This window comes from Streptomyces niphimycinicus, from assembly GCF_018883605.1.
Classification (GTDB): domain Bacteria; phylum Actinomycetota; class Actinomycetes; order Streptomycetales; family Streptomycetaceae; genus Streptomyces; species Streptomyces niphimycinicus.
The window spans coordinates 1-11021 of record NZ_JAHLEM010000493.1 but is presented as its reverse complement, the minus strand read 5'-3'; the positions used below and the strand labels follow the sequence as shown (position 1 = coordinate 11021).

Below are 11021 nucleotides of genomic sequence, written 5' to 3'. Positions count from 1 at the left end.
GCCGCACGGGCGGCACGGGTATGGCAGGCGGCACGGACGGCCCAGGCACGGCAGATGGCCCAGGCGGCACGGGCCCGGCCGGTGGCGGTCCCGTGGCCGGTCCCGCCGGGGCCGGAGGTGCTGGGGCCGACGATGCCGCTGTGGCGCGCCGCGTGCGCGTCGTCCTGGTCGACGATCACCGCATGTTCCGCACCGGGGTGCAGGCCGAAATCGGCGACACGGCCCGGACCGGCGTCGAGGTGGTCGGCGAGGCCGCCGACGTCGACCAGGCCGTCACCGTGATCACCGCGACCCGCCCCGAGGTCGTGCTGCTCGACGTCCATCTCCCCGGCGGGGGCGGTGTCGAGGTGCTGCGCCGCAGCGCCTCGATGATGGCCGACCAGGAGCGCCCGGTGCGCTTCCTCGCGCTCTCCGTCTCGGACGCCGCCGAGGACGTCATCGGGGTCATCCGCGGCGGCGCCCGTGGCTATGTGACCAAGACCATCACCGGCACCGACCTCGTCGACGCGATCTTCCGGGTCTCCGAGGGCGACGCGGTCTTCTCGCCGCGCCTGGCCGGTTTCGTCCTCGACGCCTTCGCCTCCACCGACGCCCCGCCCGTGGACGAGGACCTGGACCGGCTCACCCAGCGCGAGCGCGAGGTGCTGCGCCTGATCGCGCGCGGTTACGCCTACAAGGAGATCGCCAAGCAGCTCTTCATCTCGGTGAAGACGGTCGAGAGCCATGTCTCGGCGGTGCTCCGCAAGCTCCAGCTCTCCAACCGCCATGAGCTGACCCGCTGGGCGACGGCCCGCCGCCTGGTCTGACGGCCCGCCGCCTGGTCTGACGGCCTGGCGGCAAGGCGGCAAGGCGGCATGGCGGCATGGCGGCCTGGCGGTTTGACAGCGTGGCGGTCTGACGGCCGGTGGTCTGACGGCCTGGCGGCGGCTCATGCCGTCGGGCCGGCAGGCCGTCAGGCCACCAGATGCGCGGCGATCGCGGGCAGCACCCCCTCCCGGCACGCGGCGGCGTCATCCGCCGCCCAGCAGACGTAGCCGTCGGGACGGAACAGCAGCGCCCCCGCGCCCAGGTCGGCCGTGAACTTGGCGTGTACGAGGTCGACGTGTCCCGGCAGCCGTACGTCGTCCGGGACGAGGCCGCCCAGGTCCAGCAGCACGGCGTGCCCCGCGCCGAAGAACGACGACAGCAGGGCGGGTCCGGCCGGGGTCGTCAGCTCGGCGTCCGGCACCCGCTGACCGGCCAGCGGATGGCGAGCGCCGGGGATCTCGTACCGGAGCGCCAGCCCCGACATCAGCCCCGCCAGGTGCCGGTTGGTGTCCGGCAGCCGCATCAGGTCGGTGACGATCTCCCGCAGGGCCATCACGTCCTCGTTGTCCGGGCGCAGGTCCGCCAGCACCCGCTGGGCCGAGGTGTGGTGCAGCACCCCGGCCGCGACCGGGTGCCGTTCGGCGTGGTAGCTGTCCAGCAACCCGGCAGGGGCCCGCCCTTGGAGGGTGGCGGCCAGCTTCCAGCCCAGGTTGAACGCGTCCTGCACGCCGAGGTTCAGCCCCTGCCCGCCCAGCGGCGGATGGATGTGCGCGGCGTCCCCCGCGAACAGCACCCGGCCCGCCCGGTAGCGCTCGACCTGCCGGGTGGCGTCGCTGAACCGCGAGGAGTTGTCCACCCCGCCGAGCACCGTCTCCTCGCCGTACACGGCCCGCAGCGCGGCGGCGATCTCCGCCTCGCCGACGGGGGTGTCCCGGGTGGCCTCCGGACGCTCCTCGGACCCGTAGTACCCGTAAGTGAGCCGGTAGCGGTCGTCGCGGAGCGGGACGAGCATCGCCCAGTGGTCGTTCGCCTGCCGCGTCAGGGTGCTGATATGCCCCGACTCCCGTGGCACCAGGGGCGATACGGACGACAGCCGGACGTCGGCGAGGACGGCCAGATATGTCCCGGACCGCCCGGGGAACGGCATTCCGAGCATCTTGCGGACCGCACTGCGGCCCCCGTCGCACGCCACCGCGTACCGCGCCCGCACCCGCACCCCCGGATCGCCGTCCGCCGTGACGGTCACCCCGTCGTCGTCCGCCTCGATCGACGTCACGGCGGCCCCGCGCCGTATCCGCGCGCCCAGGGCGGTCGCCCGCTCCTCCAGCACCTCCTCGATCTCCCACTGAGGGAGCCCGATCGGGGCCGGGAAACGGGTGTCCCACACCGTGTTGTCCAGCGGCACCGGCAGCATCGCGAAGTGCCCGCCGACCGGTCCGCGCGGCATGGCCCGCCGCAGCATCGGCTCCAGCAGCCCCCGCAGCTCCAGCGTTTCGGCGGTACGGGGCTGGATCGCCCCGCCCTTCACCTGCTGGAGGCGCTCCGTCAGCTTCTCCAGCACCAGGGTCTCCACCCCGGCCAGCGCCAGTTCGTACGCCAGCGTCAGCCCGGTCGGCCCGGCCCCCACGATGACGACCTCGGTCTCGATCGACTCCATGTACCCCGCTCCCCTCGTTTCTGCACTTGGTAGATATATATACCAGGTGCAGAAAGATCCCGGGTGCAGTTCGATGCGGTAGCGTGGACCCTGTGACGACCGAGAATCGGCCCGGCCTGCGGGAACGCAAGAAGCGGCGGACCCGCGAAGCGATCTCGGACGCCGCGATCGCCCTCTTCGTCGAACGCGGCTTCCACGAGGTCTCCGTCGCTCAGATCGCCGAGGCCGCCGAGGTCTCCAAGCGCACGCTGTTCGCGTACTTCCCGTCCAAGGAAGACCTCGTGGTGCACCGCATGGCCGACCACGAGACCGAATCCGCCCGCGTGGTACGCGACCGCCCCGCGCACACCACCCCGCTGACCGCCCTGCGCGACCACTTCCTCGACGGCCTGCGCCGCCGCGATCCGATCACCGGTCTCAACGACCACCCCGCGATCCGCGCGCTCACCGAGCTGATCTTCGGGACCCCCGCCCTGATCGACCGCATGCAGCGCTTCAAAGCGGGTGGTGAACGTGCCCTCACCGAGGCCCTGCGCGACACCACCGGCGCGCCGGACCTCATCGCCCGCCTGGCCTCGGTCCAGGTCATCGCCGTCCAATGGGCGCTGTCCACGGAGAACTTCGAGCGTCTGGCGTCCGGCGAGACCGTCGACGCCCGCTACCCGGACGCGGTCCGCGACGCGGAGCAGGCGTTCGCGCTGCTGGCGACCGGCCTATCGACGGTCAGTTGACCACGATCGGTTTCAACTCGAACCACGCCGTCTTGCCGATGCCTTCGTGGCGGTCAGCCGCGTTGAGCTTCGGGCGCCAAGAGCCGAGCGATTTATCCAAGGAACGGGTGGGTTGGGACAACCCACCCACCCTCCCTATGCACATTTCGTGACCGACTTGCCACGCGCGGTTGCCACGGTCTAGCGTTCGCGGCAACAAATAAATCGGCCCCGGCGGTGCGCCAACACCAATCCGGGGCCTGACCTACAAGATCGGACCTACACGATCTCATGGCTTCAGCCGACTCTAGCGTTGCCCCGCGCCCCTCCGCACACCCCCTGGCCAACCCCGGCTACGGCAAACGCAGCGCACCCCGCCAATCTCCCCGTCGCGCCGACGACTTCGCACATCTGCCCAGGCGTGAGGCGGCGATCGCCGCGTACATCGACCGGTTACCGGACGGTGCCGCGATTGACGCCAAGACGCTCGCCAAGTGCCTCCCCGACTACGGCCAGATGGCCTGCGGCACCGCGCTGCGGAAGCTGTCCGAGGCCGGACACCTGCGGCGCGTCCGGGAGCACGTCATCACGGAGGACGGGGCGCGGTGGGTGACGCGTACGTTCTTCTCGCGGACGGCGCGGGACGACGCGTGGTGGGAGGCGTTCATGCGCGGTGAAGCCGAACCGGAGCCGTCGACCGCCGCCCCGGCAGCCATCCCCGCCCCGGCAACCATCCCCGCCCCGGCAACCATCCCTGCCCCGGCAGCCATCCCTGCCCCGGCGCCCGCCAGGACCCCCGCGTACAACGCCCTCGCGTCCCTGGGCCGTACCGACCCCCGGATGACCCTCTCGGCCGCCGACTGTGCCCGCCTCGAACCTCTCGCCGCCGCCTGGCTGGCCCGTGACGCCGACCCCCCGTACCTCGTCCAGGCGCTGACGGCCGGGTTGCCGCAGCAGGTGCACAGCCCGGCCGCGCTCGCCCGTACCCGTCTGGAGACCAAGCTGCCGCCGGAACCGTCACCGGAACCGTCACCGGAGCCATCACCGGAGCCATCACCGGAGCCGGGATCGGAGATCACGGTCAGCCGCCTCGTGGAGTGCACCGACTGCGGCCGCCCAGGCCCCCCGGCCGCCCTCCCCGGCGGCCTCTGCCGCCCCTGCCGGGGCGAGGCGACTCTCGCCTCGCCCGGCGATCTCGACGGCGTCGACGTCAGCGCCTGGGCCGGGCGGCTGCGAGCAGCCGCCCGCAACTCGAAAGGATGAGCGAATGACCTTGCAAGACGCGCCGCCCGATGTCGGGGCACCATGGGGGCGAGGAGGCGAACCCATGACCCCTGGCACCACCGACCGGCCGCAGATGAGTATCGAGGAATTCGAGCAGCTCGCCCGCACGGCGCCGGAAACCGTGACGCTCGAATTCATCAACGGAAAGCTAGAGGTCAAGCCCGTGCCGGACGGGGATCACGACGAGATCATCATGTGGGTCCAGGATCAGTGCATGCAGCATCGTCCGGACTTGCGGCTGTACCGGGAGCGGGGGCTGAAGGCCGAGAGCTACCGCAAGGGGCGTGCCCGTCCGGACGGCGCCCTGGCACCCCGCAAGCACTTCGCGGGGCATGGCGAGTGGTCGGACACCGAGGGCGTCCTGATGGCCGTCGAGGTTACCTCGAACGACGCGGACACGGACCAGCGCGACCGCGTGGACAAGCCTGATGGCTACGCGGCAGCGGGAATCCCCGTCTACCTCCTTGTCGACCGCGACGAGTGCACGCTCGTCGTCCACAGCGAGCCGCAGCGCGGGAGGTACCGCATGAGAAGGGTCTGGACGTACGGCGAAGCGGTCGAGCTCCCCGACCCGGTCGGGATCACCTTGGATACAGAGGAACTCAAGGACTACGCGTCTTGAGCCACGCGGAGACGCGAGCCCTCTCCCTGGGGGCCAGTCACCGAGGTGATGAAGCCGCTGCTCAGGCAAGTGGAGAGACCGACCTGACCCATGACGCCCGAGCCGAGGCGGCCCTGGCTAGCCCGGCACGTCCATCCGCTGCGTACCCACCACCGACAGCAGCCGCAGCGCCTCCTCCGACGGGGAGCCGGGGTCGGCGGTGTAGATGACGACCCGCTGGTCCCGGTCGGTGATGTCCAGCACATCGCAGGCGACGGTGACGGGCCCGACGAGCGGATGGTGGAACGTCTTGCACAGGGGGCGCTGGGCGGCCACCTCATGGGCGTCCCACAGCCGGGCGAACTCCTCGCTGCCCGAACGGAGCTCGGCCACCAGCCCGGTCACCTCGGGATCGTCGGGGTAGCGGGCCGCCGCCGCGCGCAGGACCTCGGCCGAGGTCCGGGCGAACGCGTCCGGGTCCGTCACCCCGTACAGCCGCTGCCCCTCCGGACGGGGCCCGAGGAAGGCGCGGCGGACGATGTTGCGGTCGCGACGGGAGAGGGCGGAGAAGTCCTCCATAAGGGCGGCGGCCAGGTCGTTCCAGGCGATGACCTCGTATGTCGCGGACAGCACGAACGCCGCCGCGTACGGCAGCCGCCGCAGCAGGTGCACGATGCTCGGCCGCACCTCACGGGAGGGCCCGGGCGGCGGGCCGGGCGGGACGCCCGCGAGATGGTGGAGATGGATCCGCTCGGCGTCCGTCAGCCGCAGGGCGCGGGCCAGCCCGGCCAGCACCTCGCGGGACGGGTGCGGGGCGCGGGCCTGCTCCAGCCGCGAGTAGTACTCGGTCGAGATGAACGCCAACTGCGCCACCTCCTCGCGCCGCAACCCAGGGGTGCGGCGGCGGGTCCCGGCGGGCAGCCCCACGTCGGCGGGGGCGATCCGCTCGCGCCGGCTGCGCAGGAAGGCCGCCAGTTCTCGTCTGTCCACGCCTTCAGTGTGCGCGGACGGCGGGGGCCCAGCCAGGTACCGTCGGTGCCTGGTTGCGCTCCGGAGCCGGCCGCACGCTCGTGACCATGGACAACACACCGCACACCACCACCCCCGAAACCTCGGCTCCCACCGCGTCCGCCGGCCTGCTGACCGGCAAGGTCGCCTTCATCACCGGCGCCGGGCGCGGCATCGGCGCCGCGGCGGCGCGCCTCTTCGTCCGGGAGGGCGCCCGGGTGCTGCTGGCGGCCCGTACGGAGGCCCAGATCAAGGAGGTCGCCGAGGAGATCCGGGCGACCGGCGGCACCGCTGATCACGTGGTCTGCGACCTGGCCGACGCGGCGAGCGTCCGGGCCGCCGTCGACCGGGCCGTGGAGCTGTACGGCCGTCTCGACGTCGCCTTCAACAACGGCGCGACGATCCAGCGGCCGGGCCCGATGGACCAGCTTCCGGAGGCCGACTTCGACCACGTCTACGCCGTCAATCTCCGGGGCACCTGGCTGGCCATGTCCGCCGAGGTGGCGGCCATCCGCGCCACCGCCGGCACGGGCGCCATCGTCAACAACTCCAGCGTCGGCAGCCTCATGGGCAACTCCGAACTCGCCGCGTACGGCGCCATGAAGCGCGCGGTCAACAGCCTCACCGAGTCGGCCGCCGTCACCTACGGCCCGGAGGGCATCCGCGTCAACGCCATCGCGCCCGGCACCACGCTCACCGAGATGATGCGCACGTGGGAGGAGGAGTCCCCGGGCATCGTCGACCGGCTCACCGCGCGGACCCCGCTGCGCCGCGCCGCCGCCCCGGACGAGATCGCCCAGGTCGCCGCCTGGCTCCTCAGCGACCGCGCCTCCTATGTGACCGGCACGGTGCTACGGGTGGACGGCGGCAGCCGCGCCTGAGGGACCCGGCCGTCCCGGGCCGAACTCCGGCTCGACCCCCGTCAGATCGAGACTCGCCGACCACAGGCGGGCCGCGACCTCCGCGTCCGCCAGATGGCCTCGGACGGGCCGGAGCCGGGGGGCGCCGCGGAGGCCGAAGATCTTCGGGGCCCAGAGTTGGCCGCCGCGTACGGTCGGGTCGAGGACCGCCCGTACGGCACTCCAGGCGGCCGCCTCCTTGCCCTGGACGAGGATTCCGGCGGGCAGCCCGCGCAGCCGTTCGCCGGTCGTGGGGGCGTGAAGGGGCGGGCGGGGCGGAGTGAGGGAGTCGAGCGCGCCACCGGGGTGGGTGACCACGCTCCGCACCGTGCTTCCGCCCGCCCTCAGTCGGCGGTCGAGTTCGAAGCCGAAGAGCATCTGGGCCAGTTTCGACCGCCCGTAGGTGCGCTCCGGCTGGTAGTCCCGGGTGCTCTGGAGGTCTTCGAGGTCCAGCCGCTCGGACTTGGCCGCGAAGCTGCCCGTGGTGACGACCCGGCCCTCGGGGGCGGCGGCGAGCAGGGGCGCCAGCCAGTGGGTCAGCGCGAAGTGCCCGAGGTGGTTGATCCCGAACATCGCCTCATGGCCGTCCCCGGTCTCACGGCGCGGCGGCTGGTCGAACTTCACCCCGGCGTTGTGGACGACCGCGTCCAGACGGTCCGTCGGCAACGCTTCCGCGGAGGCTTTGAGCGAGCCGAGGTCGGCGAGATCCAGCCGGATATGCCGCACCCGGGCGTCGGGGACCTGGGAGCGGATCGAGGCCGCGGCGGCATCCGCCTTGTCCGCGTCCCGGCTGCCGAGGACGACGGTGGCTCCCGTACCGGCGAGTTGTTCGGCGACGAAGTACCCGATCCCGGCGTTGCCTCCGGTCACCAGAAAGGTCTTACCGACGGCACGCGGCAGCCGATGGACGTCCCATGGCGCGGTCGAGGCATCGTTCGAGGCATCGTTCGGGGCTTCGTTCTGGGCTTCGGACGAGTCGGTGGAAGGCATGGGGGCTCCTGGCGTTCGTAAGGGCGGCGGGCCGGTGACCGAATGTGGCTGACGCGGCCACATGTCAGCCTTACGGCCGCGACCGACGCCCCACCGACAGAGCGCCGTCATCCACCGTCCCCCGCCGACAGATCGCCGCTCAGCCGAACCCGGAACCCACGGGGCACGCGGGACCGCCGGGGGACCGCCGGGGGACCGCCCGGGACCGGCCCGGAGCACCTACGCCGGGCGGGCGACCTACACCGCCCCGGAGCACCTACGCCGGGCGGGCCGCCCCCGCGAAGGGCATGTCGGCGACGGAGGCCACCCGGACCGGGGCGCCCGGGCGCGGGGCGTGGATGATGCGGCCGTCGCCGATGTAGAGGCCCACATGGCTGACGCCGGAGTAGAAGAAGACCAGGTCGCCGGGGGCCAGTTGGTCGCGCGTGACGCGCCGCCCGGCGTTGATCTGGGTGTAGGTGGTGCGGGGCAGGGCGACCCCGGCGGCGCGCCAGGCGGCCTGGGTGAGCCCCGAGCAGTCATAGCCGCGGGGGCCGGTGGCGCCCCAGACGTACGGCTTGCCGAGGGCCGCGTAGGCGTAGGAGACGGCGCGGGCGGCGCGGCCCTCGGCGGGGGAGGCGGTGCCGTCGGCACCGGCCTTGTCGCCGTCCTGGGCCGCCAGCAGGCGCTGCCGCTGCTCGAGGGTCAGCCGGTCGAGGAGGCGATCGGCGGCGGCGAGCCTCTCCTGGACGGTCCGCTTGTGGTGGGCGGCCGCCGTCTGGGAGGCGCGCAGAGCGGCGAGGCGGTCGGCCGCCTCGCCGCGGACCTGGCGTAATTTCCGCTCCTGACGGCCGACGGAGGCGATCAGGGCGGCCTGGCGGTTCCCCGCGCGCTCGGCGAGCGAGGCGCGCTGAAGGTACTGGCCGGGGGAGGAGGACAGGGCGAGCTGGAGGGCCGGGGCGATCGTCCCCGAGCGGTACTGGGCGGTGGCGAAGGCGCCGAGGGCGTTGCGCGCGGCGTTGAGCCGGGTGGTGCGGCGGGCGGCCTGGTCGCGCAGCGCGTCCAGCGCCGCACGGGCCTTGTCGGCCTTGTCCTTCGCGCCGTTGTACCGCTCGGTGGCCTCCTCGGCCTGCCGCTGGTACTGATCGACCCTCGCCTTCACCTGAGCGGGGGTGAGGCGGTTCTCGGCGTGCCCGGTGCCGTCGAGGAGGGTGACGGATGCGGCGCCGGTGAGGGCGAGGAGCGCGGCCGCGCGGGCGGTGCTGCTGGTGAGCGAGCGCTGCTTGGGCTTCCTGTGCGACGCCACTGCGGCGGTTCACCTGGTCTTTCTTGGGCATTCCAGGACATTTCGCTGATCCTGGACCCTCATGGGGAACGGACGGACAGGCGGCAGCCCGCCGTGAGGCGGGGACCCTCAGTTGATGGGAAGCGGACTGCCACCTGGAGAAGGAAGTTAGGCCGGAAAGTGGGGTCCGTGCGGGGGATTGAACGGGAGTGCACGGATTTCGTCGCACCCGTGACGGCGGCTGATCGCCCGGCGAGTGGGGTGGGCGGGATGTGGAGCTGCCGTGACCGAAGCGCCGATAGGGGCCCACCCGAGTGCCGGGTGATGATATGCGCGCGGTTAGTCTCCGGAGCCATGGACGTACTCATTCACGTGTTCGTCGGCCTGCACATCGTCGGCATCGGCGCACTGCTCGGCGGCTTCTTCTCGCAGCTCAAGGCGATGGGCACGGGCGAGGCCCGGATGACCCCGGCGATGCTGCACGGCGCGCTGACCATGCTGGTCACCGGCGCGGCGCTGGTCGGGCTCAATCAGGCCGACGACAACAGTGTCAACAACATCAAGATCGGTGTGAAGCTCGCGCTGCTGATCGTGGTCCTCGGCCTGGTGTACGTGAAGCGCGACGAGGAGAAGGTAGAGTCTGCCGCCTTCGGCGCGGTAGGTGCCTTGACAACGGCAAACATTTTCATTGCCGTGCTGTGGACCTGACGAGCTGATCATCTGAGGTAATCCCGAGACAATTCCGACACCTTTTCGGCGCGATCCTGAGGCAACCGTTTGCACTCGCGAGCTGTCCTGGTAAAAGAGCGAGGCAGTCGAGAGGAGTGGCCATGGGGGCAGTGGGGGCAGTCAGAAGCAGGCAGGGCAGGCAGAGCCGGCGCGCGGGTCTCGTGCTGGGGCTGGCGGGGATGACGGTGCCGCTCGCGGTCGCCGTCGCCGGTCCGGCGCAGGCTCAGGCACGGCCGGCCCAGCCACGGCCGCTGGGCAGGTCGGCCGGATCGGTGACACCGGCGACGATGGCCGCGGCATCGTGTACGACCAGCGTGGGGCCGTACCAGAGGCAGGCCGAGCGGTTCCTGGGCCGCCCCGTGGACGGGCGGCAGTCGCGGGCGGACTGTCTCGCGATCCAGAAGTTCCAGGTCAACCACGGCATCAGCCCGACGATCGGCTACGCGGGCCCGATCACCTGGGGCGTGATGAGCCTGATCAACACCCAGAAGGCCGCCGGACACGACCCGAACGCGGCGAAGAAGTGCCCGACCAACAAGGGCCGCATCGCCTGCGTCGACCTCACCCGGCAGTTGAGCTGGATCCAGGATGGCTCCCGGCTGGTCTACGGGCCGGTGCCGGTGCGGTCCGGGCGGAACGGCTTCGAGACCCGCACCGGGCTGAAGAAGATCTACTGGCGCGACATCAACCACTGGTCGACGCTCTACAAGGTCGCCATGCCCTACAGCCAGTTCTTCGACGGCGGTCAGGCGTTCCACTCGATCGCCGGGAGCGTATGGTCCCCGCCCGGTTCCCACGGCTGCGTCAACATGCGCACGGGCGAGGCCAAGAAGTACTGGAGCCTGCTGAAGAACGGCGACGACGTGTACGTCTACGGGCGCAAGCCCGGCACATGAACGGCACCGCGCCGCTGACATGACGATGCCGCTGCCCGGGGCCCCAGCCCCGGGCAGCGGCACGCCAGGGGCCCGCACGGCCCCCCTGCGTCCTTTGCGCGGTCCCCGTGCCCTACGCGGGCCGCACGCTCCCGTAGATCGGCATCTCGGTGATCGGCGCCTTCTTCACCACATCG

General features: G+C 71.9%; 12 protein-coding genes. 7 read left to right on the top strand and 5 right to left on the bottom strand.

Features of this window, described 5'->3' with window-relative positions:
- Positions 1–20 precede the first annotated feature (20 nt).
- A complete protein-coding gene (locus KN815_RS34030) occupies positions 21–806 on the top strand; it encodes a LuxR C-terminal-related transcriptional regulator (RefSeq protein ID WP_216345702.1) in 786 nt (261 codons plus the stop codon).
- A 146-nt stretch (positions 807–952) separates the two neighbouring features.
- On the opposite strand, the gene KN815_RS34025 is transcribed toward KN815_RS34030, so the two are convergent.
- Entirely contained in the window at positions 953–2464 is a 1512-nt protein-coding gene (locus tag KN815_RS34025) for an FAD-dependent monooxygenase (RefSeq protein WP_216345700.1), read from the bottom strand.
- Positions 2465–2547: 83 nt separating this feature from the next.
- Between KN815_RS34025 and KN815_RS34020 the strand changes: the two genes are divergently transcribed.
- Positions 2548–3195 carry a TetR/AcrR family transcriptional regulator gene (locus tag KN815_RS34020; RefSeq protein ID WP_216345699.1) on the top strand — a complete coding sequence of 216 codons (648 nt, stop codon included), beginning with the start codon at positions 2548–2550 and terminating at the stop codon, positions 3193–3195.
- Here the strand turns inward: KN815_RS34020 and KN815_RS51700 are convergent.
- Positions 3188–3316 (bottom strand): hypothetical protein, encoded by a 129-nt coding sequence (locus KN815_RS51700; protein WP_301184677.1) that lies wholly within the window; start codon positions 3314–3316, stop codon positions 3188–3190. The two genes, KN815_RS34020 and KN815_RS51700, sit on opposite strands and share 8 nt — an antisense overlap.
- A gap of 149 nt (positions 3317–3465) precedes the next feature.
- Here KN815_RS51700 and KN815_RS34015 point away from each other — a divergent pair, with 149 nt between their 5' ends.
- Both KN815_RS34015 and KN815_RS34010 read left to right on the top strand, forming a co-directional pair.
- Entirely contained in the window at positions 3466–4437 is a 972-nt protein-coding gene (locus KN815_RS34015) for a hypothetical protein (RefSeq protein WP_216345698.1), read from the top strand.
- 64 nt (positions 4438–4501) lie between these two features.
- On the top strand, positions 4502–5080 hold the full coding sequence (locus KN815_RS34010; protein ID WP_216345697.1) for a Uma2 family endonuclease: 579 nt from the start codon (positions 4502–4504) through the stop codon (positions 5078–5080).
- 117 nt (positions 5081–5197) lie between these two features.
- Here KN815_RS34010 and KN815_RS34005 read toward each other — a convergent pair whose 3' ends face one another.
- Positions 5198–6049 carry a helix-turn-helix transcriptional regulator gene (locus tag KN815_RS34005; protein WP_216345696.1) on the bottom strand — a complete coding sequence of 284 codons (852 nt, stop codon included), beginning with the start codon at positions 6047–6049 and terminating at the stop codon, positions 5198–5200.
- An 86-nt stretch (positions 6050–6135) separates the two neighbouring features.
- Between KN815_RS34005 and KN815_RS34000 the strand changes: the two genes are divergently transcribed.
- Positions 6136–6948 (top strand): SDR family NAD(P)-dependent oxidoreductase, encoded by an 813-nt coding sequence (locus tag KN815_RS34000; RefSeq protein ID WP_216345695.1) that lies wholly within the window; start codon positions 6136–6138, stop codon positions 6946–6948.
- On the opposite strand, the gene KN815_RS33995 is transcribed toward KN815_RS34000, so the two are convergent.
- Both KN815_RS33995 and KN815_RS33990 read right to left on the bottom strand, forming a co-directional pair.
- On the bottom strand, positions 6919–7956 hold the full coding sequence (locus KN815_RS33995) for an SDR family NAD(P)-dependent oxidoreductase (RefSeq protein ID WP_253209408.1): 1038 nt from the start codon (positions 7954–7956) through the stop codon (positions 6919–6921). The two genes, KN815_RS34000 and KN815_RS33995, sit on opposite strands and share 30 nt — an antisense overlap.
- A gap of 256 nt (positions 7957–8212) precedes the next feature.
- Positions 8213–9241, bottom strand: a complete 1029-nt coding sequence (locus KN815_RS33990; protein ID WP_216345694.1) for a C40 family peptidase — start codon at positions 9239–9241, stop codon at positions 8213–8215.
- 333 nt (positions 9242–9574) lie between these two features.
- On the opposite strand from KN815_RS33990, the gene KN815_RS33985 reads away from it, so the two are divergent.
- Positions 9575–9928: a hypothetical protein gene (locus tag KN815_RS33985; RefSeq protein ID WP_137966215.1), complete on the top strand. Its 354-nt coding sequence runs from the start codon at positions 9575–9577 to the stop codon at positions 9926–9928.
- Between the two features lie 122 nt (positions 9929–10050).
- Positions 10051–10845 carry a L,D-transpeptidase gene (locus KN815_RS33980; RefSeq protein ID WP_216345693.1) on the top strand — a complete coding sequence of 265 codons (795 nt, stop codon included), beginning with the start codon at positions 10051–10053 and terminating at the stop codon, positions 10843–10845.
- Positions 10846–11021: the final 176 nt, after the last annotated feature.

Excerpts from the sequence above, each read along its gene's own strand:
- KN815_RS34030 (WP_216345702.1), top strand. The coding sequence starts at position 21 with ATGGCAGGCGGCACGGACGGCCCAGGCACGGCAGATGGCCCAGGCGGC.
- KN815_RS34025 (WP_216345700.1), bottom strand. The coding sequence starts at position 2,464 with ATGGAGTCGATCGAGACCGAGGTCGTCATCGTGGGGGCCGGGCCGACC.
- KN815_RS34015 (WP_216345698.1), top strand. The coding sequence starts at position 3,466 with ATGGCTTCAGCCGACTCTAGCGTTGCCCCGCGCCCCTCCGCACACCCC.
- KN815_RS34010 (WP_216345697.1), top strand. The coding sequence starts at position 4,502 with ATGACCCCTGGCACCACCGACCGGCCGCAGATGAGTATCGAGGAATTC.
- KN815_RS34000 (WP_216345695.1), top strand. The coding sequence starts at position 6,136 with ATGGACAACACACCGCACACCACCACCCCCGAAACCTCGGCTCCCACC.
- KN815_RS33995 (WP_253209408.1), bottom strand. The coding sequence starts at position 7,956 with ATGCCTTCCACCGACTCGTCCGAAGCCCAGAACGAAGCCCCGAACGAT.
- KN815_RS33985 (WP_137966215.1), top strand. The coding sequence starts at position 9,575 with ATGGACGTACTCATTCACGTGTTCGTCGGCCTGCACATCGTCGGCATC.
- KN815_RS33980 (WP_216345693.1), top strand. The coding sequence starts at position 10,051 with ATGGGGGCAGTGGGGGCAGTCAGAAGCAGGCAGGGCAGGCAGAGCCGG.